Consider the following 25,346-nt stretch of genomic DNA (forward strand, 5'->3'; position numbering starts at 1 on the left):
TGTTTTTACGCAATTCCGGACGGAAAACCGCTTCACACTTTTCCTGGAATTGCTCTGAAAGGACTGAAGCGCACCGCAGGACCAGATGCGGCGCGCTTCAGCCGGCGCGATGAGATGGGAAGGCAGTCTTCAATGCTTGGGAGGTTTCCTCATCTCGATCCCAATCGGGGCTGGGCGCCAGGATTCGTTCACTTCATTCCCGTACCGGCAATGCCTGTGGTGATGTATTTCTGCAGGAACAGGAAGACGACCGTGACGGGCAGCAGGCTGAGGAAGGTCATCGCCAGGATATAGTGCCACTGCACCGAGAACTCCCCCTGGAAGGCGTTCAGGCCGACTTGCAAGGTGAAATTCTCGCGGCTGTTGAGGACGATGAGCGGCCAGAGGAAATCGTTCCAGCGCCAGAGCACGGAAAAGATCGCCAGCACCGCAAGCGCCGGCGCCGTCAGCGGCAGGATGATCCGCCAGAAGATGCAGAATTCGCTCGCCGCATCGACGCGCGCCGCCTCGATCAGCTCGTCCGGTATGGTCAGCATATATTGCCGCAGCAGGAAAACGGCCGTCGGCGAGGCGACGGTTGGCAGGATAACACCCCAGAGATTGTCGGCGAGCCCGACCCCGACGATGACGAGATAGGCCGGGACCATGACGACGGCCAGCGGTATCATCAGCGTCGAGATGATGATGACGAACACAGTCGTGTCGCCCCGAAATTTGTATTTCGACAACGCAAAGGCAGCCATGGCGTTGACAACAAGCGTCAGCAGCGTGGCAACCACGGTGACGAAGACCGAGTTCTTCAGGAAGGTCAGGAAGTTGAAGCGCGTCAGCGGATCGGTGTAGTTCTCGGTGGCAACGGTCAGATGCTGGACCGGCGTGATCCCCTTCACGTCGACACCGACCGGTTGCCCCGGATTTGCGGGGTCGACCATTTGCGCCTTGAGACCGATGCGCCTGATCATGGCCATTTCACGCTGTTGGCTGTCAATCGTGACGTTCCAAAGGCTGAGCGGCTTGTCGAATCCGGGCACGGTCTGTTCCACGGCGGCCCGGGGAAGCAGCGACGGCGGAAAGCGGGTGATCTCGGCCGCCGGCTTCAGCGAGGAGAGGCCTGCCCAGACGACGGGAATGAGCACGGCGAACGTTCCGCCGATCAGCCAGACCCATGACAAAATATCGGTGATATCGATGCGTCCGGCCCGACGTGTGCGTGTCATGAAGCGGATTGGGTTCATAGAGCTGTTCATCTCAGGACTCCATTCGCTTGCCGAGGCGCAGCTGTATGAGGGTGAGAACCAGAAGCACCAGACCCATGAGAACCGATGCGGCCGACGCAAGGCCGAAGAGGCGCAGATCGCTGCCGAAGGCCATCTGATAGATATATTGAACGATGAAGCTGTTGGCCGTGCCTGGGCCGCCGCCATTGGTCAGAACCCAGGCCTCGTCAAAGATCTGCACCGACTTGATCATCAGAAGGATGAACACGACAAGCAGGTTCGGGGCAAGAAGCGGAAGCGTGATCCTGAACAATGTGCGGCGCGGTGAAGCGGCATCGATCGACGCGGCCTCGTAGAGATCTTTCGGGATCGCCTGGAGGCCGGCGAGCAGGATCAGCGTGTAAAAGCCCATATGGAACCAGACCGACACGACGACGACGAAGAAGCGCGACCAGCCGACATCGAGCAGGAAGATCTCCGGCGGCACGCCGAGCATCTGAAAGAAGGCGTTCAGCAGGCCGTTGCGATCGAGGAACCACTTCCAGATCAGGCCGATGACGACGGGCGACAGCAGAACCGGATAGAAGAACATCGCCCGGAAGAAGCCACGCGCAAAGATCGCCCGGTTGAGGATCAGCGCCGTGATCAGCGCTACCAGCAATGTGGCGACGACGTTGAAGGCCACGAACCAAAGGGTGTTCCACACCGCCGTCCAGAACAGCGATTCCTGGCAGGTTCCGGGCTGAAGATAATTGCCGCAGGAAAGCAGGGTGCGGAAATTGTCGAGACCGACGAACGGCCGTTCGGAGACGAAGAGATTGGTGCCGCCCGTGAAGGCGTAGCCGACGGCGATCGCGATGGGAAGGAACGTGAAGATTCCGAACAGGATGAGGTTCGGCGCCAGGAACAGCCATGGCATCCGCTTGCGGCCGAACAGACGCTCGATCGCATTCATCGGCGCCTCGACCACCCTCATCGCCGTTTCGCCTGTCTGAGACAGCAGTGTACCGGCCGTGATCTCTGCCATGTCAGCGCCTCCCCTGCCCGGACTGTCTGCCAAAGGCCAGGCCGCTTTCGGGATCGAACAGATGAACGCGGGCCGGATCGGCATCGATCATGATCCGGTCGCCCGAAACCGGCGCGAAATGGCCGGCTTCGTGGATGATGATCTGATCGTCCTGCCCGGCAAGATTGCCATAGACATAGGTCTCGGTCCCTAGCCCTTCGTGATACTGCACGACGAATGGCAGGCCCCGCTCGCTGGAGCGGGTGAAATGCGCGGGCCGGATACCGGCAATAACCGACTGATCGACCTTTATGCCGGCGGGATCGACATTGCTGACGATCGTGCCGCCGTTGCCGACATCAATGACGACGCCGTTTTCGCCGACGCCCGAGACCTTGCCCTTGATGATGTTCATGCGCGGCGAACCGAGGAATCCCGCTACGAAGAGATTGCGCGGATGATCGAAGAGCTCCAGCGGTGCGCCGACCTGCTCGACCCGACCGGCGCGCAAAACGACGATCTTGTCGGCCATGGTCATGGCCTCGACCTGGTCGTGGGTGACGTAGATCATCGTCGTCTTGATGTCTCGATGGAGCTTGGTGATCTCGGCCCGGGTCTGGACGCGCAGCGCCGCGTCGAGGTTCGACAGCGGCTCGTCGAAGAGGAAGATGTCGGGCTCGCGCACGATCGCCCGGCCGATCGCCACACGCTGACGCTGGCCGCCCGAAAGCTGCTTCGGACGCCGGTCGAGATAGGGTTCGATCGCCAGCATCCTCGCGGCTTCGGCGATGCGCGCTTCGATTTCGGCGCGTTTGAACTTCAGGTTTTCCAGGCCGAAGGCGAGGTTCTTGCGTACGCTCATATGCGGATAGAGCGCATAGGACTGGAAGACCATCGCGATTTTGCGCTCGGCCGGCGACAGCGCGCTGACGTCGCGTCCGCCGATCGCAATTGCGCCTGATGTCACCTCCTCCAGGCCAGCGATGACGCGCAAAAGGGTCGACTTGCCGCACCCCGACGGACCGACGAAGACGACGAATTCGCCGTCCTCGATGTCGAGTTCGACGTCATGCAGGATTTTGACGGCGCCATACGACTTGTTGACGGTGGAAAGTTTCAGTTCTGCCATGCCCCACTCCCATCAGGTGCCGCCGTTTCGAAGACGACGTCGTTTTCGTTCCAGCCTTGCGGCAATGGTGTCGGCCTCGTGATCCGCACCTCTTTCATCAAGATCCCGGCGACATCGGCCACGTAGACGGCCGGCATCCCCCGGGGATAGTCCTGCAGGCCGATCACCCGCCCGTCCGAACCGCGGGTCCAAGCATTGGCACGCCCGCCGCCATCGGCCTTCGGCGCGAGGTCGGCATTCGTCGGGCGCAGATCGTAGGCCCGCCCCGTGCCGAGTTCTCCGGGCTGCTGGTCGACGGTGATACGGGCCAGCGACACGTTCCGGATGCCTGACGGCGCCGCAGCGATGATGGTGATCGCGCCTTCCATGCGGCCGGTCACATCCTCGACGATCAGGTTCTCGATGGCGCCTGCGGGGCGTTCGGCGATACGGTCGACGACATTGACGGTCAGCGCCTCCCCCGAGCCCCAGAAACCATCCGGCGTTTCACGGCACTCTACCGAAATTCTGGAAAACCTCACATTCGAGATCCGGCCGCCGTCGCGGGAGAATATGCCGAGCGCCCTGTTGGAAGACGAGACGCTGCAATCCTCGAACAGGACATTGGTAACGTCGCCATGCGTTTCCGTGCCGATCTTCAACGCACAGCTCAAGCTCTGAACGAAACAGCGGCGCACGAGAATGTTCTCGCACCGGCCGATGGCGACGCCCTCAGGACCGATGCTCGTCTTCAGGCATATGCCGTCGTCGGCCGTCGATATCGCGCAATCCTCGATGACGGCGCCGCGGCAGGCGTCGAGCACGATGCCGTCCGTATTGGGAAGGCGGCGGTCGTTTTCGATCGTCACATTGCGGACGGTGAGATCGGTGCAGTCGACGAAATGCAGCGTCCACATCGGCGAGCGGCTGATGGTGACGCAACTGATCTCGACCTCGTCGCAGCCTTCGAAGACGACGACGCGGGGACGGAATTCGGCCGGAATGAAAGTTCCCACCGTCTCGTCATCGCCTGTGATGAAGCTTTCGCAGCCGGCTTCGATGCGTCCTTTTCCCGTCAGGCCGATGCGCCGCGCGTCCCGCGCGACGATCATGCCGCGATCCGACTTCTCGGCGATCACCGAAACCGTCGTATCCGCGTAAGCGGCATAATCTGGAACAGGACGTAGCACCGCGCCGGCGGCAAGGTGCAGATCGACGCCGGAGCGCAGCCGGAGGCCCCGGCAGATGTGGATGCCCGCCAGGAGCTCCAGGCGTCCGCCGCCGGAAGCAGAAAGGCCATCGATCGCCGCCTGCAGACGGGCGGTATTGTCGCTGTCGAGCGCCTCAATCGCGACAAGGGAGGGAGCGCTCATTGGCGGCGGCCGTTCTCAATCAGAACTTCGGTCAGCAGCAGCATGGTCAGCGCCTGGCCGTAAGGCGTCGGCAGGTTCGGGATGCGCCGGTAGAAATCGAGGTCATGGCCCATCGGCGTGCCGTCGGAAACGCCGTGGACGACGCCTTCGTCGTCGATCTGCGCCAGCACCGCCTTGAGCGCGCGCTCCGCATGGACCCTGTCGCTCTCGTCGAGAATGCCGGCATCGATGGCCCGCAACATGCCATAGGCAATGCCAGCCGTTGCCGAGGTTTCGAGCGGCGAGGACGGATCGTCCAGAAGCGTCGTGAACATGCCGTCCGGCCGCTGGTATGCCTTCAGGGAGCGCACCTGGCTGACGAGGACGTTCGACAGGAAACGCCGGTCCTTCTCGCCGAGCGTCGGAACGAGATCGAAGAGTTCGGGGATAGCGACCGTGATCCAGGCATTGCCGCGCGCCCAGAAGGCATTGGCGAAATTGTGCCGGCCGTTGAAGGTCCAGCCATGATACCAGAGACCACTCACCGGATCGGAGAGATAGCGGGTGTGGAGCACGAACTGATAGACGGCTTCGTCAATCCAGTCTTTGCGCTCGCAGAGCACGCCCGCCTGGGCAAGGAAGAGGCAGGCCATGAACAGCGTATCGTCCCACAATTCGCCGTCGTTGACGCGCTCCTTGCAGACGTGCTGGAAGCCGCCGTCCTCGGTCTTCGGCAGTTCCTTGATGAGCCAGTCGGCCCAGTCCTCGACGAGGGCGCGAAAATCGGGGCGATCGACATGCTGAACGAGGATTGCGAGCGGCAGCATCGGCGCCGTGCTGTTGATCTGGCGCGGCGGAATACCGCGTTCGATCTGGGCGCTGTACCAGGTGACGAGCTCGTGCAGCGCCTTCTGGTCGTTGGCGGAAATCGCACGGCGCAGGAATCCGTAAAGGCCGACGCCGACTTCCCAGTCCCATTCGTCGAACTGGATGCCGGAGGCGGCATTATCCGTCACGAGACCTTCCTTGATGCCCCGGAGCCGGCTGAAAGCCGTCGCCACGCGATCGATCGTCGTCAGGAGGGCGGCGTTGTCGACAGATGCTGTGTTCATGCTGGAGACCTATGTTTTAGCAGTAGAACGGCCCGTCAGTGCCGGCTTGGGACGCGGCGCTGTCGTGGGTGAGGATCGGATGCGGCTGTTCATGCGTGAACGGCCGGGGATTGCCGGCGATCGAAAGACCGTCGGCATAGGAAAGAGCGATCGCCGGGGCGCCCGGCGGCGTCAGGGAAAGGCGCCGAAGCGTCGGATCGAAGGACACCGCCGTCTGGCACAGGCGCTCGATGAAGGCTTTGAAAGCATCGTCATTGCCGGATGCTACGATGGCCGCCCAACCGCAGAGCGATCCATGCGAGCGCGCCTCGCGGCCGGCGGTCGGGCCGTCCGTGATCAGCTCCAGGCCATTCGAGCCCCAGAGAGCGGCAAATCCCCTGCCCGACCGGGCGATCAGCCATTTGTCTTCGACGATCAGATCGTCGAGCCCGTCTCGGCCGATATAGGCGTGCGTCCAGGCATGCCGTGCATCGCCCGTGTCCTCGATCAAAAGGGCGACGTCGCGATGCTGGGCGACACGCGGCAGGATGCCGTTGCCGGCCCAATAGGACGGCCGTTGATTGCCCCACGGATCGTCTTCGCCGGGATGGTTGACCCAGAGCCTCGCCATCGGATGGCCGGCGAGCCGGATATCGAGAACGTGCTGCTGATGCCCCTTCCGGCCGGTCTTGTGATCGACCACGGTCGAAAGCTGCGCGGCCTCGTTCTTGAAGAGCACGAGCTTTCCGCTCTCCAGCCCCTGACTGTAGCGGGCCTCGACGCTTCTCCCCCGCGAAAGCGAAGCAAGCTCGGCGAGATCGGCCGGCGGCTCATAGTCACCGGCGCAGAACATGGTCAGCGCCGCCACGCCATTGTTGAGCCAGCCCGTGCCAAAGGCGACCTGGGCGAAGGGCGCAAGTTCGGTCAGCGGGCCGGCGCGCAGTTCCTTGTCGTAGGCGCGCCCCTGCGATCCGGCCGGAACGCCGGCAAGCGTATGAAGGGCGATCATGCGGAAGATGAGATCGATCTGGCCCCGGGCACGATCGGCGATCCCGCTCTCCGCCCAGCGCTCCAGCGCCATTAGGCCGATGAAATCGATCGGGTAATAGGCGGCCGAGTTCCACTCCGCCAGACCATGGGCTTCGACGCTGTCGAACCAGCGCCCGAGGCGCTCCACAGCGAGTTCCGCCTGCTGCCGTCCCGTCCGCCCCGAGGCTGAGAACACTTCGCCGGGCAAAAGAAGTCCGGCCAAAAGCTGGCTGGTATGGAAGCAGAGCACATGGTTCTCGCTCCAGAACCACATCGCGTCATTGCCCGGCTCGTCGACCCAGTAGCGATAGGAGAGGACGGAATGGCGGATGCGCTCGACCGTGGCCTTGGGCATGCGGTCGCCATAGGCGCCGAGCAGCCACAGGAGCGGCACCATGATGAAATCGGAGCAATCCTCGCGCTGATCGATGGAGGCGAGCGTCGCATCGACGATGCGGTCGAAGCTCTCTTGGTCGTCGTAGCCGGTTTCCATCATCGCGATCAGGCGGCCGGCGCGGTTGGCGCCAAAGCGGGCGCTGTATTCCAGCGCCTGCCGCTTGCGGGCGGCAAGCGATGCCTCTGCCGGCAATGGCGAGATGCTGCTCATGAAGGCGGCGTCGATGACGCGGGTGACCGAGCCCGGCCCGGAGCCGATCGTCATATGTATGCCGTGATAACCGTCCGCAATGGCGCAGACATCGTCTGCCGTCAGCCGGTTCCGGCCGGCGTGCAGGGTCAGTTTCGCATGGGCAAGAACCGGTCGTTCGTGACCATGGCCGACCACTTTGAGCTCCACCGGCAGGTCGCGCTCCGGCGCCGTATCGAAGATGATCTCCAGCGGCTCTCTGACGAAGACGTCGCGCGCCGGGCGCACGCCTCGCGAAAGCGCTTCCAGCTCCCTCACCTCATCCTGATCGAGCGATACCGGCAGCAGCACGCAGAGCGGCTCCTCGTCCAGCATTTCGAGCTCGAAGAACCACGTCGTATCGCGTTCGGCGAGATCTTCGGTATGGACGAGAATCTCGTTGTCACCGGCGTCCAGCCGCAGCGCTATCTCGGTTGCGCTCTCGCTATTGCGCTTAAAGGGTTCGAAGCGCACCGCTTCCTGGCCGTTGACCCAGATGCGGACACCGCCGCAGGTCTTGAGCGCGAGATTAAGCGTGCGCGGCTCTTCCGTCCTGAACGTGCCCTTCAGCCATCGCCTGACATGTGTGGGCACATGCCAGAAGCTGGTGAATTCGACACGGCGGTTAGAGCCGGGAAGATAGAGGCTTTCGGTCGACCATGAGGTGTCGGGAGCAAGCTCGCGCCCGACCATCGTCGACCAGAAGGCCTTGCGGCACGGCAGGTCGCCGACATCGACGAAACCGTTGATGAAACGATAGTTCACGCGATCTTCGGCCAGGGCCGGCTCGCCCGGAAAATAGCGCTCGATGAGGGCAGAAACGGCCCACGCCGTGATCGTCTGCCCCTCGGCCACGCTGTAGGCTGGCGCCATGTTGTCCGGCTGCTTGATGCTTTCCGTTTCCACAGATCGCCTCCTCCGCAATCTTATGAAAATATTTTCATTAAGTGATTTTTGCGCGTTATTTCTGAAAATTGCTCAAAAACATCGCTATTCGCTTAGAAAATAGCTTGACGGCGTTAATGTCAAGTATATGAAATTCACTTATCGATGGCTGAGGCCGCGATTGATGAAAATGTTTTCATGGGAGGATGAAAATGAAAACCTATCTCTCAGGGGCTTTCGCACTGGCGCTGGCCACCGTTTCTTTCGCCTGGTCCAGCGTGGCCATGGCCGAAACCCAGACGATCACCTTTCTCTTCACCGACGACGACCAGGCTTATGTCCAGCGGATGGAAGCGCTGAGCAAGGAATTCGAGACGGCGCATCCCGACATCAAGGTGAACTTCGTCTCCTCGGGTTATGATGCCGTTGCCAAGCAGCTGCCGGTGCAGCTTGCCATTGGCGAAGGTCCTGACGTCGCCAAGATCACCGACTGGCAGCTGGCGCCCTACTACCTCGACATGCGGCCGCTGATGAAGGATCCCGACGGTTTTGCCAAGCTGCACGGCGACAGCCTGAACACGCTTCGTTTCCCCGGCGTCAACGATCCGAATTCGATCAACGGCTACGTCGCCTCGCAGACCTTCAACCTGCCCTTCGTCAACAAGACGCTGTTCGAACAGGCCAAGGAACCGCTTCCGAAGCCGACCGCCACGCTGAAGGACATCGTCGAAGCCTCGGCGCGCGTCGCCAAGGCGACCGGCGCCCAGATCCCGTTCACGATGGACCGCTCAGGCCACCGCTTCTCCGGCGCGGCCTTCTCCTACGGCTCCAACTACGTCAAGGATGGCAAGTTCTCCTTCCCCGACGATGCCGCCAAGCGCTACATCACCGATCTCTACAACTGGTCGAAGGACGGCTCTTTCCCGAAGGAAATGTGGGGTGCGGCCGGCGGAACCCAGTACAAGAACATGGGTGACGAGTTCGTCAACGGCAATGTCGTGACCTACCTCGCCGGCAACTGGATGGTCAATCCGTTCCAGAAGAAGATCGGCGACGCCTTCGACTGGACGGCGATCAGCGCACCCTGCGGCGATGCCGGCTGCTACCCGATGCCTGGCGGCACCGCAATCGTCGGCTTCAAGCGCACCAAGTACCCGCAAGCGGTGGCCTCCTTCATCGAGTTCCTCGGCTCTGAAAAAGTCCAGCGTGAAATCGCCGAAAACTACGTCATCCTGACCGGCGCCGACATCAAGGATCCGCAGTACAAGCTCGAGAGCCAGAACGCCAAGGACGCCATGGCCGTCTTCCTCGCGGCCCGCAACAGCGCGCCGAAGGCAGCCCGCGACCTCGAACGCCTCAAGGGCTCGTCCGCCATCTATCAGCTCATCGTCCAGCGGATGAGCCAGCTGATCGTCGGCGAGCTTTCCCTCGAAGACACCTTCAAGGCGATGAGCGCCGACGTCGACAAGGTCAACGTGGCGCTCGCCGCCAACAAGTAACCGGCCGCGCCTGTCTCCCACAGATTGCGCGCTGCATCAGCCACGGCCTCGCAACAGGCCGTGGCTGATCGTTTTCGGCCGCCTCCGGCGATCAGCTACCCGCCGCGGCAGATCGGCGCGGATAGGAGGGATGGTTCTTTCGTGTCGTGACACGGACTTCGCGAGCGGTTATAGGCGTGTCGGCCTGCGCGGCGCGCCGGCGTCAGGCTCAACTTACTGAAGCCGGCAAACGGCGGCAGTCCAGCCCATTGAGGTGCATTTCCATGCCACTCGGCTCTGAGCATCCGCTGCGAAGGGAACTTCACAACGAGCTCCATGCGCGCCCGTCGCTCTACTTCGATGGCGATACCGATGTCTGGCACGTCGCCATCGTCGGCGAGAACGGCCCTCCTTCGCTGCCCGGTTCCCTGCCGGGATTGGAAGATGTGACCACGACCGGCGAGGGCAACCACGGCATCGGCCGCGTCGGCGACGGTCGGCTGAAATGGGAAGCCCATACCGAGTTCCTGACCCTCACCTTCGTCGTGCCGGCGTCGGCCGAACCCGGCAGCAACCCGCCGGAAGCCTTTCGGGCCTGCTGCAGTCAGATTGGCGGAAAGGTCATAGCGGCCGTGCGCGTGCTGGTGCGTGACGAAAAGGACGGGCGCATTCTGGAAAAACCCAAGCTCGACTATGTCGCTTCGCGGGTCGGCGGCGGCGACGCCGAGGTGCATTCGAACTTTCGACTGACCGATAGCGGCTTCCTCGAATTCCTGTTCTTCAACCGCAATCTCAACGCCTATCGCACCGGCCGCATGGTCCGGCGTTTCCTGGAAATCGAAACATATCGGATGATGGCGCTGCTGGCGTTGCCGATGGCGCGCGAGACCGTGTCGAAGCTTTCCGCTTTTGACCAGCGCCTCGATCTCCTGATCGTCCACATGCAGAGCGCCGTCAAAGTCGACAAGGCGCTGCTGTCCGAGGTGACGAGGCTCTCCTCCGATGTGCTCAACTTCTCGGCACTCGCCCGCCACCGCTTCGGCGCGACGAAAGCCTATGCGGAGATCGTGGCGAGCAGGCTGTCGGAGCTTCGAGAAGAGCGGGTCGAGCAAAGACAAAGGCTCGGCACCTTCATCGACCGCCGCTTCCAACCGGCTGTGCGCTCGGTCTATGCGGCAGAACGGCGCCTCGACGAACTGGCCGAACGCGTCAGCCTGGCCGGAGACCTGCTCAGAACCACGGTGCAGGTTCAGCTCGAAGATCAGAACGCCTCACTGCTGACCTCAATGGAAGAGCGGGCGCGCATCCAGGTGCATATCCAGCAGGCGGTCGAAGGCTTCTCCGTCATCGCCATCACCTACTACACCATCGGCCTGGCAAAGATCTGCCTCGAAAGCATCTCCGCACTGGGTGTCGATCCGCATATGACGAAGCTCGCCGTTCTCGGTGCCATCCCGTTGGTCCTCTTCGCCGTCTGGACGGCGGTCCGCCACGTTCGCCGAAGCATCGCCGGCGCGCCGCACAGTCCGGCGGCCGGAGGCCATTGACGCGACCGCCGCCCTTTGAAGGCGGCGGCGTTCTCTTGGCTGCGTTAGCAGGACGTTACGACGCCATCGCGTAGTATCGCTGGTCCGATGCCCGGCCGTTGCCCGTCTTGAAGCGCCGCAGCAGCTCGGCGAGGCTCTCGGTTTCCTGCGTCAGGCTCTGGGCGGCGGCCGTGGTTTCCTCGACCATCGCGGCGTTCTGCTGCGTGACCTTGTCCATCTGGTCGCCGGCGGCCGAGACCTCGCGCAGGCTGGTCGCCTGCTCGCGGGCGGCGACGGCGATCTCGGCGACGGTCGCGTTCATGGCCGTGACCTGCTCGACGATCTGTTCGAGCGAGAGGCCGGATTCACCCACCAGCTCGACGCCGGTCTTGACCTGTGCCGAGGACGTGGAGATCAGTTCCTTGATCTCCCGTGCCGCATTGGCGGAACGCTGGGCGAGTTCGCGCACTTCCTGGGCGACGACGGCAAAACCCTTGCCGGCCTCGCCGGCACGCGCCGCCTCGACACCGGCATTCAGCGCCAGCAGGTTGGTCTGGAAGGCGATCTCGTCGATGACACTGATGATGTTGCCGATCTTGGACGAGGAGTTCTGGATTTCCGTCATCGCGGCGATGGCGCGCGAGACAATCTCGCCGCCCTTTTCGGCATTGGTGCGGGCCGTGGCCACCACGGCCTGGGCGCGGCTGGCGCCCTCCGCCGTTCCGTTGACGCCGCGGGTGACGTCGCCCAGCGCCGCGACAGTTTCCTCAAGCGAAGCCGCCTGCTGCTCGGTACGGCGGGCGAGATCGTTGGAGGCGGTCGAGATTTCCGCAAGGCCGGAGCGGATGGTCGTAACCGCACGGATGACGGAGTCGATCGCTTCCTCGAGACTTGCGACCGAGCTGTTGAAGTGATCGCGGATCCTGACGTAACGATGGTCGACTTCGCCGACGCGCACGGAGAGATCACCCTTCGAGAGCGCATCGAGACCGAGCGAGATTTGGCGGAAGGCATGCTCCATCACCTGCGCGTCGGAAAGCCGCTCGGCTTCCTGGCGCAGCCGCTCTTCTTCGGCGGCAAGGCGGGCGCGCTCGGCATTGGCTTCGGCGATCAGCTTGGCGCGTCCGGTTTCCTGGAAAACCTTCAGCGAGCGCGCCATGGCGCCGAGTTCGTGCCGGTGCTCGACGCCGGTGATGACGATGGCGTCGTCGCCGCGGGCAAGCTGCTCCATGGAATGCGCCATGCCGCGCACCGCCGAGGAAATCAGCCGGCCGACGAAATAGGAGAGCACCAGGCCGATGACGATCAGCAGACCGCTGATGACGAGCGTCGTGCTGGTCGCAGAAGCAACCGTTGCTTCCACCGAACCGTCGAGCGTCTTCTGCGCGCCGGTCACCGTCGCCTGCAGATCCCGGAACTCCCCAGCGATCTTCGGTGCGAGCACATTAAGCTGGGTCTGCCGGATATTGCCGGAGGCCTGCAGCACCCCCTTCATGTCGCCGAGGCGGGCAGTGTAGTTCTGCATCAGCTGGCCGGCGCCCATCAGGCGCTTCTTCTGCAACTCGTTCTTGGCAGCCTTGGCGGCGGCATCATTGAGCGCCACCGCTTCGGCAAGTGCTGTCTGCGCCGTATCGTAAGCGGCGAAATCGTCGGAATGCACGAAGCGTTCGGAGAAATAGAGGCTGCGGTTCAGGGCTTCCAGCGTCTCGGCCGTCATGTGCAGAAGGGCGACGTCGTTCTGGCGCCAGGCGCTGCGCATGACGTCGTTGAGCGCGATGCTGGTCCAGGGGCCGAATTCGGTGACCTTGGAGATCAGCAGGTCGCGGCGGGCCTGGAGCGAGACGATCTGCTCGAAAGCCTTGCCATAGGCGGCGATATCCTGGCGGATCGTCGCCAGGCCAGACTGCAGGTCCTTGTTGTCGGCAAAGCGCGGATCGTCCGCTTCGAAGGCTTTGACGCCGGCGCGGAAGCTGTCGACCACGGCCTGGGTCGGCGTGGTGCGGAAGGCTTCGGCCGACATTTGGATCTCGTGCAGCTGGTCACTGTAGTCCGAGATGGCGAGGCTCTGGCCGGCCGTGGCGCGATAGGAGGCGAAGATCGAAGAAAGCCCGTTCATGCCCGAGATCGCGCTGACGGTCAGCAGGCTCATCAGCAAGATCAACGGCACGAAGCCGGAAGTGATCTGCGCGCGAATGCCGAATTTATTCCAGAAATGCAACATCATAGGCCTCTTATGCTCACTGGCTCTTCGGCAGGTATTTGGAGATGTTCTCAGGCGTGACGAGTTCGAAGGGAACGTTGTTTTCGCGCGGCACCTTCTCCTTGTTGACGAGCTTCACAGCGGCGTCGACCGCCGCGGCACCCTGTCCGACAGCGCTCTGGAGAATGGTCACGTCGAGATCGCCGGCCACCATCGCGGCTAGCGCATCGTCGGTCGCGTCGACCCCGGCGACGACGACATCCTTCATCGGCATGCCGGCCTTCTTCATGGCGCGGATCGCGCCGAGCGCCATCTCGTCATTGTTGGCGATAACGGCGTCGAACTTGACGCCGGCCGCAAGCCACTCCTGCATCTGCTGGTCGGCATAATCGCGCGACCAGTAGGCGGCCTGCCGCTCGACGATCTCCAGGCCCTTGCAGTCGGGCGTGGCGATGACATCCGAGATATCCTGCGTGCGGGCACGAGCCGCGGCGTGGAAAGGCTCGCCCATCAGCACGACGACGCGGCCCTTGCCCTTGAGCAGCGCACAAACCTGCTTCGTCTCCAGCGTTCCGGATTCCTTTTCGTTGGAGGCGACCACGACCTGATTTTCGGGAAGATCAAGCAGGTTGGAAGGTACGTTGTTGATGTAAACCAGCGGGATGCCGGCATCCGCCGCCATCTTGGTCATCTGCGGCCCGAGATCGCCATCGGAGACCGCCAGGATGATGGCGTCGACCTTGTCGGCGATAAGCTTCTGAACCTGCTTCTTCTGAAGCTCGTTGTCGCCCTTGGCGTTCTCGGTAACCAGCTTGAGGCCGGAGACCGTCTGCCCGTGGGCGACGACGCCATTGAGAAGCGCCGTCCTGAATTTGTCGAGATCGGACATCGAAACGCCGATCGTCTGAGCATTGGCGACAGAGACCGACATCGCCAAGGCGATGGATGCAAGCGTGGCCGTTTTCATGAATTCCCCTGCGCAATTCGGATGGAAGCGCGTTATTTCAAATTTTGGTTAAATTTTACTTTTCGCGCCGAAAGCGAGACGTAACGCGGGGAGGCCGCCAAGCGGCTGGATTTGGATTGGATCAAGTCGATTCGATGCAAAGACATCAAATCATCCTTTTCAATATTACCGCCCGCCGAAGCCGGAGCCGACGCTGATGCCTTTGTAGATCACCCTCTGCAGCACGATGGCGAGGATGACCCCCGGCACCATGGAAATAGTGGCGCCCGCCATGATGTAGTTCCAGGCGGTGCCCTGCTGCGTCTGAAACAGGGTGAGCCCGAGCGGCAGCGTGGCCTTTTCGAGCCCGCTGGTGGCGATCAGCGGCCACAGGAAGCTTTTCCACTGCGCGATGAAAGTAAAGAGCGACAGCAGGCCGATGGCCGGCATGGCGAGCGGCACGATGACGGTGACCAGGATGCGCAGGCGCGAGGCTCCATCCATCATCGCCGCCTCGTCGAGGTCCTTGGGAATGCCGAGGATGAACTGCCGCAGCAGGAAGGTGCCGAAGGAGGAGAAGGCGACCGGCAGGATCATGCCGTGATAGGTGTTGATCCAACCGAGCTTGCTGACCAGAAGGAAGAGCGGAATGACCAGCATCACCTGCGGGATCATCAGCGTGCTGAGATAGGTGAGCAGCAGCCCCTCACGGCCGGGGAACCTCAGACGGGCGAAAGTATAGGCCGACAGGCAGGAGACCACGATGACGATCGCGGTCACGCCGCAGGCGACGACGAAGGAGTTCAGCAGGAAGCTGCCGAAGGGCAGCGACACCAGTGCCTCGACGAAATTGCCCCACTGATATTCCTCGGGCAGGATACGGACCGGCACGGCCAGCACTTCGGTATTGGAGCGCACCGCATTCGACACCATCCAGAAGAAGGGAAAGAGGAAGAGCAGCGCGATCAGCGTCAGTCCGGCGTAGCTGACGAAGGTGCCGATCCGCCGCAGGATGCGATGCCGATTCCGGGACTGGGAATGCGGATGCCGTGAGGCCGGGTCAGTCGTCATAATGCACCCATTTGCGCTGCATGTGGAACTGCAGGATGGTGAGCGCCATGATCATGACGAACATCACCCAGGCGAGCGCCGACGCGTAACCCATCTGGAAATTGGTGAAGCCCTTCTGATAGATGGCGAAGCCGAGGGTCGCCGTCGCCGAGCCGGGACCGCCGCGCGTCATGGCGAAAATCTCGTCGAAGACCTGCAGCGAGGTAATGGCCGTCATGACCGTGGCGAAGAAGACCGTCGGTGAGATGAGCGGCAGGCGGATGCGCCAGAAGCGCCGCCAGGGACCGGCGCCGTCGATCATCGCCGCTTCGAGATAGTGCTTCGGCACCAGGTCGAGCGCGGCGTTGAACATCACGACGTTGTAGCCGACATTGGCCCAAAGCGTGACGAGCACGACCGCCTGCATGGCCCAGCTCGAACTCAGCAGGAAATTCGGCAGGCCGAGGCCGAGCGAGCGGATGACGCTGTCGGCGAGCCCGTCCGGCGTGAAGATCAGCAGCCACACCACGGAGGCTGCGATCGTCGGGGTAAAGGTCGGCAGGAAGAAGATCACCCGAAAGATCGCCTTGCCGCGCTTGAGGCTCGATATCCAGACCGCGAGCGTCAGCGAAACGATGATATTCACGGCCAGATACTCGACCGCGAAGAACAGCGTATTGCCCAATATGGTGTAGAAGGCCGGATCGACGGTGAAGAGCTTGATGTAATTCTGAAAGCCGACGAAGGATGGCGTCGAGATCAGCTGCCAGTTGGTGAAGGAGAGCGCCAGCGACGCAACGATCGGCAGGGCCATGAAGATCATGAAGCCGAGGAAACTCGGCAGCAGGAACAGCATGGCCGTCTGCGTCTCGGGCTTCAGGAAGCGCCTGGGCTGACCGGGCTGCAGGGCAATTTCGGCAACGGCGCTTTCCGACATCTCTTCCTCCATGCGCGGCAGCTCATGCCGCCGCGCTCTAGCACGGCACGCTCTATTGCTGCGCGAGGCTCTGGATGGACTCCATCGTCTGCTTGGCGTCGGCGCTGCCGCCGAAGGCGGGCGGGAAATACTGGTTGAAGAGATTTTCCACCGCCGCCCAGTTGTTGGTGATGACATAGGGCACGGAATGCGCCAGCGAATAATCCAGTGCCTCGCCGCCATTGGTGATGTCCTTGGCCGCCACCTTGTACCAGGAGGATTGCGAGGCCGTACGCGCCGGCAGCGCCCGGCCCTGTTCGGCGAGGTACTGCAGCGCCTCAGGGCTGGTCAGCACCTGGATCGCCTTCCAGGCCGCGTCCTTGTTCTTGCTCGTCGTGGCAATGCCGAAACCGGAGCCCGCCGTAACGGTGGTAAGCTCTCCCTCTGCGCGCGGCAGGGTGGTGGAACCAACTTTGAACTTGACCTTGTCCTTCATGCCGATGATCGACCATGGACCGTCGACATACATCGCGACATTGCCTGAATAGAAGCGGCCCTGGATGACCGTGCCGGCATCGGCGCTCGACGGCACCAGCGGCGCGACCTTGTCCTTGGCGGCAAAGCCGATCACCCTCTCGGCAGCGGCAATGGCGCTCGGATTGGTAAGATCGAGAGCGCCGGAATCGTTGACATATTTGTCGCCCCAGGCCGAGGCCAGGACCGAATAGTTCTGCGGGGTGATGCCGAAGCCGTACTTTCCGTCCTTGGTCAGCTTCTTGGCGGCATCGGTAAACTCGGCGAGCGTCCAGCCCGGCTCCGGTAAGGGAATACCGGCGGCTTGAAGCGCGTCCTGGTTATAGTAGATAACCCAGGGACCGACGTCATAGGGCAGGCCGTAGAGTTGCTTGTCGACGGACATGCCGCCGATGATCGAGGGGGTGAAGGCCCCAATGTCGAACTTGTCGGCCGCGATCCGGTCATTCAGCGGCTCCAGCAGCGAATAGAAATTCGGCATGCGCAGCGACTGCATCGACACGATGTCGGCGAGCTGGCCCGACGCCGCCAGCACCGGCAGGCGGGTCCAGTAATCGACCCAGCCGGTCGTCGTCAGCGTCACCTTGATATCGGGGTATTTGGCGGTCACCATGTCGGCCAGGTGCTGCCAGCCCTTGGTATCGGCATCGGAACCGGTCCACATCTGCCAGGTCAGATTGACCTGCTCGGCCGAGGCGGATGTGGCAAAGAGGCTGCCGCCGATTGCGGCAAGCAAAAGCGTTTTCTTCAGAACCTTCATGGGTTTCTCCTCCCTCCATGACGCAATGAACACGCGAGTGCGACCGAGTTCACGCCTTGAGGACGATCTCGATCACCGGCACGGTAACGTCAGGTCGCCGGACCGGCAGTTCGAGCGTGATCATGCCCTCCGGCACCATCACGCCGATATTGGAATCCACATCCCTGGTGTGGCTGAGCCAGCGCACTTCGCTGGCATCGTGCAGGAACTGCGCATAGGCGATCCTGTCGGCGAGGCCCTCGATATGGATGTGGCGGTAAGGCCAGTTGTAGACATGCAGATAGAGACGGTTGCCACGTTGGGTGTAGCGGCAGCAGGCCGGCACGGGAAATTCGGACGGACCGGCGCCATAGATCGAGCGCCCATTGACCTCCATCCAGTTCCGGTAGACATCGAGCGCGGCGATGGCGCGGGCGTCGAAGGTGCCGCGGCCGGTGGGGCCGACATTCATCAGGAGGTTACCGCCGAGCGCGACGGAATCGATCAGCAGCTGGATGATCTGCTCCGGGCTCTTCCAGCTGTCCTCGTCGCGGTGATAGCCCCATGAGCCGCTGAAGGTGTGGCAGGCTTCCCAAAGCACACCCTGACTGGCGATAGCGGGCGCCACCCGCGGCGTATACTGCTCCGGCGTCGTCACGTCGGGCAGCTTGCCCGGCGGCAGGTCGAGGCGGTTGTTGACGATGATTTCGGGCTGCAGCTCGCGCACCAGCTCCAGCAGCCGCTCGCTCTCCCAGTCGGCGCGGCCCTTGCCTGGCAGGCCGCGATACTCGCGACCGGGATAGCTGAAATCAAACCAGATGATGTCGATGCGGCCGAAGCCGGTCAGAAGCTCGCGCACCTGCTCGCGCATATAGGCGGCATAATTGGCGATGTTGCGACCGGCATTCAGCGCCTCGGCTTGCGGATGGTTGCGCAAGGGATGGTGGACGTCGATCGGGAAATCGGGATGGTGCCAGTCGAGCAGCGAATAGTAGAAGCCGATCTTCAGCCCCTCGGCGCGGAACGCTTCGACCAGCGGCGTCAGCAGGTCTCTGCCGCAGGGCGTGTTCGGCGCCTTGTAGTCGGTGACCTTGCTGTCCCAGAGGCAGAAGCCTTCGTGATGCTTGGTCGTCACCACGACATATTTCATGCCGGCCAGACGCGCGCGGCGCGCCCAGTCCCTCGGATCGTAAAGATCGGGATCGAAATTGTCGAAATAACGCTGGTAATGGTCGTCGCTCAGCTCTTCGCGGTTTTTCAACCACTCATGCCGCGCTCCGAGCGCATAGAGGCCCCAATGGATGAACATGCCAAGACGATCATGGCTGAACCAGGCGTGCTTACCCGCTCCCGGCACCGAATTTTCCGGCTGGCGCTCCGAATTCGTCACAGGTTTCTCCTCCCTGTTTTTCGGTTCCACTTCATGTCGAACCGGTTCGGCGATTGAACATCGTCCTTGACCCGGCACCTGTCAAGCCGAAATTCATGAATTGCATAACCGCGAGGTAAACGCACCATAATTGAGCAATCAAGCGCGATATGTTGCAACAGCAAACAAAATCTGACAGAAGAAAGCTTTAGAACCGGTTCGACAGATATGACCACCATACGCGATGTCGCGCGCCTTGCGGGAGTTTCGATCTCGACCGTCTCGCTCGCGCTCAACAGCCCGAAACGGGTCGGCGCCGAGACGCTCGACCGCATCCGGCAGGCGATACAGTCGACCGGCTACCGCATCGATCCGGTGGCCCAGACGCTGGCGCGCGGGCGCAGCTCGCTGATCGGTTTCGTGTCCGCCAATCTCGGCAACATGTTCTTCGGCGACATCCGCCGCGAGATCGAGCACCAGGCGCTCGACCACGGCTATTTCGTGCTGATCGCCGACTCCTCCGGCAGGGCCGATCTCGAACGGGCGTTGCTGGAGCGCCTGCAGGCGCAGAAGATCGCAGGCATTGCTCTGGCGGCCAACGGACGCGGCGAGGAATACGCAACCTTCCTGCGCGAGTTCAAGACGCCGATCGTCATGTTCGACCAGAAGGTGGATGGCGCCGCGCGCGATTTCGTCGGCTCGGACAATCCGCTGACGACGATGATCCTGACAGAGCACCTGCTGCAACTCGGCCATCGGCGCATCGCCTTCATATCAGGCCCGAGCGGCCTGCACACCGCCGACGAGCGCCTGAAAGGTTTTATGGACACGATGGCAGGCGCCGGCGCCGACGTCGATCCGTCACTGGTGGTCGAGGGCGGCTACACCAGGAGCGGCGGCCACACGCAGGCGATGCGCCTGCTGACCCGCCGCGACCGCCCGACCGCCATCATCGGCGCCAACAACATGATGGGGCTGGCAACCCTGCAGGTGATGCAGGAAATGGGCTTCCGCTGTCCCGACGACGTCTCGCTGGCAATGGTCGACGACGTGCCCTGGAGCAACGTCATCACACCTCGCATCACCATGGTCGTGCAGGATGCGCAGAAGCTCGGCGAATTGGCCGCCCAGCGCCTGCTGGCCAGGATCGCAAGCCCCGAGGCCGCCGCCGAGCCGCCGCAGGATTTCATCCTGACGCCGAGATTCGTGCGTGGAGAGTCGACAAGGCGGCTATAAGGATTACTACCGATCCTCGCGCGTATGCCAAAGCCGCAACACATAGATTGTCGACTGCTGGATTTCATAACGCATCTCATAACGGCCAACGAGAATGCGGCGGACCTCCTGAGGATCGAACTCTTCGAGCCGCTCGCCGAGACGTGGCTGCTCAATTAGACGAGCGGGGGCTGCCGCCAGCGCCTGCACGGTACGGGCCGCAGCTCGCCGGTCGACCGGGGAGAGAAAGTCGTATAAGCGAGCGATGTCGGAGACAGCTTTGCTCGTCCACTTGATTTCCATCACCGGGGCAACGAAATCGGCTCGTCACCATCAAGACTATCGGCCCAGGCTTGAACAGACTGGTGATCGACAACATTGCCGCTATCCACATCGGCTAACGCCTCAAGCGTCAAACGCCGACGCTCCTCTTCCTGGTCGATCCATGCAGTCAGGGCTTGCTTGACGATCCAGCCGCGCGAACGCTCAAGGCGCGATGCAAGCTGATCGACCTTCTGCGCAAGCGGCAATGGAACATGAGCCGTGAGAACTTTGGTCTCCATCAAAAACTCCTCAACGCCAATCAATCATAATCATAGCGATTAATCTTGATTATATCCAGCGCCTATACGTCATGAAGCCCGGCTCAGACTTCTCAGAAAGGTGACGCAGCATCGAGAGTTGTGAGGTATAATGTCGGATTTTCATCGGCCGGTGAAGCAGCCAAAGCAAAAGCGTCGATCCTTCATCCATTGAAAGACCGCGAGATTTGTCATACATGTGTGATGAATCATAAATTTCGGAGTGCCGCTGGTTCGAACGGCGTCCGGATCGAAGCCGATGCGGGGATCGAGGCGTGGCTATGCAAGGGAAGGATCGCAGCAGGGGCTCGGGGTCGCTGGTCGCACAGGTCGGCGAAAGCCTGCGGCAGGCGATCCTCAGCGGCCAGTACGCCGCCGGCGATAAGCTTCCGAGCGAGCACGAACTGACGGAAACGCACAGCGTCAGCCGGACCGTGGTGCGCGAGGCGGTGGCTGCCCTTCGCTCCGACGGGCTGGTCGAGGTGCGCCAGGGCGCGGGCATTTTCGTGCTTGGCGACGATCCCTCTCTCTCCGGGCGAAAAGTCGACAAGGCCCGCGTCGCCTCCGATCTGGAAGTGCTGGAAATCCGCACCCCTGTCGAAATCGAGGCGGCGGGACTTGCCGCGCTCCGCCGGTCACCGGCGCAGGAGGAAGCGATCTTCGAATGTCACCGGAAAATTCTCCAATGCATCGAGACCGATCGGTCCATCCGTGAGGCGGATCTCGAACTCCATGTCGCGATCGCCGAGGCGACGAACAATCCGCTGTTCAAGCACTTCCTGGAATCTCAGGGCGCGGCGATCATTCCGCAGTCGAGGCTCGTGCCGGAAACCAGGACGGCCGAGCAGACCGCCTACCGAAAGCTGATCCACAGGGAACATGAAGCGATCGTCGTCGCCATTTCCGACCGGGACGATCAGGCCGCCCGCAATGCCATGCGCGAGCATCTGGTCGGCAGCCAGGCGAGATATCGCAACCTGCTCAAGGATCTGCGAAGCTTTACCAGCTGATACCCACTCCCGAGCGTCCGAACGCCTTGGCAAGGGACAAAGCCAGCAAATAGCTCTGCCCGTTGTAAGCTGCCGCTATCCAGGCTCGGGCGTCGGCGCATCATTTCCCCGCCGGTTCACGCGACAGGTTGATCGTTTGCGGCTGAAAGCTAGTTGAAAGCTTCGACGTCTTAGGAAAAGGCTGCATCGTGGAGGAGACACGGTCAAGGTGACGAGACGACGATGCAGGCAAACCATCAGGAGGAGATTTCCATGCGTTCTTCACGCAGCCTTTTTCACAGCGTCGCTTTTTCCGCGCTTCTCGCCGCAGCCACATTCACGTCAGGCGCCGCCCACGCGGCCGACAAGATCACCATCATGGTCGGCGGCTATGAGAAGCAGATCTATCTGCCCGCCAAGCTCGCCGAATCCCTCGGTTACTTCAAAGACGAAGGTCTCGACGTCGAACTGCTGAATGAAGCTGCCGGCGTCGACGCCGAAAACCAGCTGCTGGCAGGCGCCGTCCAAGGCGTCGTCGGCTTCTATGACCACTGTGTGGACCTGCAGGCCAAGGGCAAGTTCGTCGAATCCATCGTCCAGTTCAGCCAGGCGCCGGGCGAGGTCGAGATGGTTTCGAGCAAACATCCCGAGATCAAGTCGCCGGCCGATTTCAAGGGCAAGAGCCTCGGCGTCACCGGTCTCGGCTCCTCCACCAACTTCCTCACCCTCTTCATGGCCTCCAAGGCCGACCTCAAGCCCGGCGACGTCGTCACCATTCCGGTCGGCGCCGGCGGCACGTTCATCGCCGCCATGCAGCAGGATCAGATCCAGGCCGGCATGACGACGGAGCCGACGATCTCGCGCCTGATCAAGACGGGCGAAGCGAGCGTTCTCGTCGACATGCGCACGGTCGAAGCGACCCGAAAGGCGCTTGGCGGCACCTATCCGGCCGCCTCGCTCTACATGGAAACTTCCTGGGTCGAGGAACATAAGGACGAGGCACAGAAGCTCGCCAATGCCTTCGTCAAGACGCTGAAATACATCAATACGCATTCCGCCGCCGAGATCGCGGACAAGATGCCGAAGGACTTCTACGTCGGCGACAAGGATGGCTACGTCAAGGCTCTCGACGAGGGCAAGGGCATGTTCACGCCCGATGGCGTGATGCCGGAGGACGGCCCGAAGACCGTGCTTGCCGTGCTCTCGGAGTTCTCCAAGAACGTCAAGGGCAAACAGATCGACCTTTCCAAGACCTACACGACCGAGTTCGTCAAGAACGTCAAGTGAGGCCGTCGCGCCGCTTCCAGCTCCTGAGCGGAAGCGGCGTCCGTTCGATCATGGGCATTGCGTGCGCGCCCTTAAGCACGCCTTCAGGTATCACCATGCAACAGGACACCAAACAGATCCCCGCGATCGAGCTGATCAACGTCAGCCGACGTTTCGTCTCGCCGACCGGAAAGTCGCTGACTGCGCTTCGCGATTTCAACATGACGGTCGCCCGCGGCGAATTCGTCGCCGTCGTCGGCCCGACCGGCTGCGGCAAGTCGACGACGCTCAATCTCGTGACGGGCCTCGCACGCCCGAGCGCCGGCGAAGTCCGCCTGATGGGCGGGCCGATCACCGGCATCGACCCGCGTGTCGGCTTTGCATTCCAGACCGACGCGCTCTTTCCCTGGAAAAACGTGATCGAAAACGTCATGGCCGGCCCGCTGTTCCGCGGCAAGTCCCGCGCCGAGGCGGAACAGAGCGCCCGCGATTGGCTGGCGCGCGTCGGCCTGTCGAAATTTCTGCACCATTATCCCCATCAGCTTTCCGGCGGCATGCGCAAGCGCGTCTCGCTGGCGCAGACCTTCATCAACGAACCTGAAATCCTGCTGATGGACGAGCCCTTCTCGGCGCTCGACGTGCAGACCCGCACGGTCATGCACGAAGAACTTCTGAAGCTCTGGGCCGAGCGCAAAGCCTCGGTGGTGTTCGTCACCCACGATCTCGAAGAGGCCGTAGCGCTTGCCGACAAGGTCTATGTTCTGACCGCCGGCCCCGCCACGGTGAAATCGGTCTATCCGATCGACCTTCCCCGCCCCCGCGTCGTGTCGGAGATCCGCTACGAGCAGAGCTTCATCGACTACTGCAAGACGATCTGGGAGGATCTCCGCGAAGAGGTCGAGACCAGCTACCGCCGCGCAAGCGAAGCGGCCTGACGGAGGATACCATGGCACACGTCACATTCGAGGCCGGCTCGGCCACCCTGTTTCGCCCGGGCACATCAGATGCCGAGATCGAAGCCTCCGCGCTGAAGGCAATACGCCGGCGCAACACGCTGGTGCGCTTCTGGCAGATCGCCATCCTGGTCTTCGTGATCGGCATGTGGGAGCTCTCCTCCAACATGAACTGGATCGACCCGTTCTTCTATTCGAGCCCGAGCGGCGTGCTTGAGCGGCTTTACGAATGGGCGACCGAAGGTACCACCGAAGGATCGCTCTGGTATAATCTGTGGGTGACGATGGAAGAGGCGCTGATCGGCTTCTTTGCGGGCTCGATCACCGGCGTCTTCGTCGGCATCGGGCTTGGCCGCAACCGCTTCCTCTCCGACATTTTCTCCGTCTACATCAAGGCGATCAACTCGATCCCGCGCGTCGTCTTGGCCCCGATCTTCATCATGATCATGGGTCTCGGCCTGCCGTCCAAGGTGGCGCTCGCCTTCATCATGGTGTTCTTCGTCGTCTTCGCCAACGCCTTCCAGGGTGTGCGCGAAGCCGACCGCAACATGATCGCCAATGCCCGCATTCTCGGCGCTTCCGACTGGCAGGTGACGCGCACGGTGGTCATTCCCTCGGCAATGAGCTGGATCTTCGCCAGTCTTCACGTCTCCTTCGGCTTTGCTATCATCGGCGCGATCGTCGGCGAATTCGTCGGCGCCCGCTTCGGCATCGGCCAGCTGATCTCGATCGCGAAGGGCACGTTCGATGCGGCCGGCATGTTCGCGGCCATCCTCCTCGTCATGGTCGTCACGCTTGTTGCAGAATACATCATGACGCTGATCGAGAACCGCCTGGCGAAATGGCGCCCGCAGCAGCACCTCGATACGCAGTAATAAATCGGCCTCCTCCCAAGGCAGATCGAAGCGAAGGCGGGGCTAACGCCCGGCCTTCGTTTTATTGACGTGTCGTCCGGCGCTTGCCCCTCACCCGGCTGCCGCCACCTTCTCGCCGCGCGCGGGGAGAAGGGGATGTACCGCGGCCTCTCCGTTCCCCTCTCACGTCGCGGAAGCCACGTCCCCTCGCCCCGTTTGCGGGGGAGGGCTAGGGTCATATGCGCTAGGTTAGGCTCTGAGCCGACCGGCAGCCCCGCTTCAACCTTCGGCCAGTGAGCCAAAATATCGGTCAAATCAACATCCCAGGCTTGACTCACATCCATAGTCTTGGCTGCCTTTGCCCCTAACCCAGCGCATATGAGGGTTACGATGAGGGGCAAGCTATCCCAGCGAACC

General features: G+C 62.2%; 21 protein-coding genes. 7 read left to right on the forward strand and 14 right to left on the reverse strand.

The annotated features are described in order from the left end of the window. Positions 1-188 precede the first annotated feature (188 nt). Genes Tal182_RS30300 through Tal182_RS30325 form a run of 6 tightly spaced genes read right to left on the reverse strand, consistent with a single transcriptional unit; the run spans position 189 to position 8,334 of the window. Entirely contained in the window at positions 189-1,235 is a 1,047-nt protein-coding gene (locus Tal182_RS30300; RefSeq protein ID WP_206426556.1) for a carbohydrate ABC transporter permease, read from the reverse strand. Between the two features lie 13 nt (positions 1,236-1,248). Then, a complete protein-coding gene (locus Tal182_RS30305; RefSeq protein WP_085861926.1) occupies positions 1,249-2,244 on the reverse strand; it encodes a sugar ABC transporter permease in 996 nt (331 codons plus the stop codon). Position 2,245: 1 nt separating this feature from the next. Next, a complete protein-coding gene (gene ugpC, locus Tal182_RS30310; protein WP_085861927.1) occupies positions 2,246-3,352 on the reverse strand; it encodes a sn-glycerol-3-phosphate ABC transporter ATP-binding protein UgpC in 1,107 nt (368 codons plus the stop codon). Beyond that, the gene (locus Tal182_RS30315; protein WP_085861928.1) at positions 3,340-4,704 is read right to left on the reverse strand and encodes a glycoside hydrolase family 28 protein; all 1,365 of its coding nucleotides are present in this window, start codon (positions 4,702-4,704) and stop codon (positions 3,340-3,342) included. Before Tal182_RS30315 ends, ugpC begins: the two co-directional genes overlap by 13 nt. Further along, complete coding sequence (locus Tal182_RS30320; protein ID WP_064807604.1) at positions 4,701-5,795, reverse strand: glycoside hydrolase family 88 protein; 1,095 nt, start codon at positions 5,793-5,795, stop codon at positions 4,701-4,703. Before Tal182_RS30320 ends, Tal182_RS30315 begins: the two co-directional genes overlap by 4 nt. 16 nt (positions 5,796-5,811) lie before the next feature. Continuing rightward, positions 5,812-8,334 carry a hypothetical protein gene (locus Tal182_RS30325; RefSeq protein ID WP_085861929.1) on the reverse strand — a complete coding sequence of 841 codons (2,523 nt, stop codon included), beginning with the start codon at positions 8,332-8,334 and terminating at the stop codon, positions 5,812-5,814. A 191-nt stretch (positions 8,335-8,525) separates the two neighbouring features. On the opposite strand from Tal182_RS30325, the gene Tal182_RS30330 reads away from it, so the two are divergent. Both Tal182_RS30330 and Tal182_RS30335 read left to right on the forward strand, forming a co-directional pair. Further along, entirely contained in the window at positions 8,526-9,812 is a 1,287-nt protein-coding gene (locus tag Tal182_RS30330) for an ABC transporter substrate-binding protein (protein ID WP_085862123.1), read from the forward strand. A gap of 263 nt (positions 9,813-10,075) precedes the next feature. Next, positions 10,076-11,338 carry a DUF3422 domain-containing protein gene (locus Tal182_RS30335; protein ID WP_085861930.1) on the forward strand — a complete coding sequence of 421 codons (1,263 nt, stop codon included), beginning with the start codon at positions 10,076-10,078 and terminating at the stop codon, positions 11,336-11,338. A 55-nt stretch (positions 11,339-11,393) separates the two neighbouring features. Here the strand turns inward: Tal182_RS30335 and Tal182_RS30340 are convergent, their stop codons facing one another. The 6 genes from Tal182_RS30340 to Tal182_RS30365 form a co-directional block, all read right to left on the reverse strand. Continuing rightward, on the reverse strand, positions 11,394-13,538 hold the full coding sequence (locus Tal182_RS30340; protein ID WP_085862124.1) for a methyl-accepting chemotaxis protein: 2,145 nt from the start codon (positions 13,536-13,538) through the stop codon (positions 11,394-11,396). Positions 13,539-13,554: 16 nt separating this feature from the next. Next, on the reverse strand, positions 13,555-14,484 hold the full coding sequence (locus Tal182_RS30345) for a substrate-binding domain-containing protein (RefSeq protein WP_085861931.1): 930 nt from the start codon (positions 14,482-14,484) through the stop codon (positions 13,555-13,557). Between the two features lie 165 nt (positions 14,485-14,649). Next, positions 14,650-15,534, reverse strand: a complete 885-nt coding sequence (locus Tal182_RS30350) for a carbohydrate ABC transporter permease (RefSeq protein ID WP_085861932.1) — start codon at positions 15,532-15,534, stop codon at positions 14,650-14,652. After that, the gene (locus Tal182_RS30355; RefSeq protein WP_085862125.1) at positions 15,524-16,450 is read right to left on the reverse strand and encodes a sugar ABC transporter permease; all 927 of its coding nucleotides are present in this window, start codon (positions 16,448-16,450) and stop codon (positions 15,524-15,526) included. Before Tal182_RS30355 ends, Tal182_RS30350 begins: the two co-directional genes overlap by 11 nt. A 52-nt stretch (positions 16,451-16,502) precedes the next feature. After that, complete coding sequence (locus Tal182_RS30360) at positions 16,503-17,723, reverse strand: sugar ABC transporter substrate-binding protein (protein WP_085861933.1); 1,221 nt, start codon at positions 17,721-17,723, stop codon at positions 16,503-16,505. Between the two features lie 49 nt (positions 17,724-17,772). After that, a complete protein-coding gene (locus tag Tal182_RS30365; RefSeq protein ID WP_085861934.1) occupies positions 17,773-19,092 on the reverse strand; it encodes an alpha-L-fucosidase in 1,320 nt (439 codons plus the stop codon). A 207-nt stretch (positions 19,093-19,299) separates the two neighbouring features. Between Tal182_RS30365 and Tal182_RS30370 the strand changes: the two genes are divergently transcribed. Beyond that, complete coding sequence (locus Tal182_RS30370; RefSeq protein ID WP_085861935.1) at positions 19,300-20,307, forward strand: LacI family DNA-binding transcriptional regulator; 1,008 nt, start codon at positions 19,300-19,302, stop codon at positions 20,305-20,307. Between the two features lie 6 nt (positions 20,308-20,313). On the opposite strand, the gene Tal182_RS30375 is transcribed toward Tal182_RS30370, so the two are convergent. After that, positions 20,314-20,589, reverse strand: a complete 276-nt coding sequence (locus Tal182_RS30375) for a type II toxin-antitoxin system RelE/ParE family toxin (protein WP_016735850.1) — start codon at positions 20,587-20,589, stop codon at positions 20,314-20,316. Then, complete coding sequence (locus tag Tal182_RS30380; RefSeq protein ID WP_064807625.1) at positions 20,589-20,849, reverse strand: ribbon-helix-helix domain-containing protein; 261 nt, start codon at positions 20,847-20,849, stop codon at positions 20,589-20,591. The genes Tal182_RS30375 and Tal182_RS30380 overlap by 1 nt, the downstream gene beginning before the upstream one ends. A gap of 299 nt (positions 20,850-21,148) precedes the next feature. Here Tal182_RS30380 and Tal182_RS30385 point away from each other — a divergent pair, with 299 nt between their 5' ends. From Tal182_RS30385 to Tal182_RS30400, 4 genes are all read left to right on the forward strand, one after another. Next, entirely contained in the window at positions 21,149-21,877 is a 729-nt protein-coding gene (locus Tal182_RS30385) for a FadR/GntR family transcriptional regulator (RefSeq protein ID WP_085861936.1), read from the forward strand. 252 nt (positions 21,878-22,129) lie between these two features. Continuing rightward, entirely contained in the window at positions 22,130-23,143 is a 1,014-nt protein-coding gene (locus Tal182_RS30390; RefSeq protein WP_085862126.1) for an ABC transporter substrate-binding protein, read from the forward strand. A 95-nt stretch (positions 23,144-23,238) separates the two neighbouring features. Beyond that, positions 23,239-24,057 carry an ABC transporter ATP-binding protein gene (locus tag Tal182_RS30395; protein ID WP_004677388.1) on the forward strand — a complete coding sequence of 273 codons (819 nt, stop codon included), beginning with the start codon at positions 23,239-23,241 and terminating at the stop codon, positions 24,055-24,057. A gap of 11 nt (positions 24,058-24,068) precedes the next feature. Further along, positions 24,069-24,950 carry an ABC transporter permease gene (locus Tal182_RS30400; RefSeq protein WP_064812710.1) on the forward strand — a complete coding sequence of 294 codons (882 nt, stop codon included), beginning with the start codon at positions 24,069-24,071 and terminating at the stop codon, positions 24,948-24,950. The last annotated feature ends 396 nt before the right edge of the window (positions 24,951-25,346 follow it).

It is taken from the genome of Rhizobium sp. TAL182, from assembly GCF_002117725.1.
Classification (GTDB): Bacteria; Pseudomonadota; Alphaproteobacteria; order Rhizobiales; family Rhizobiaceae; genus Rhizobium; species Rhizobium esperanzae.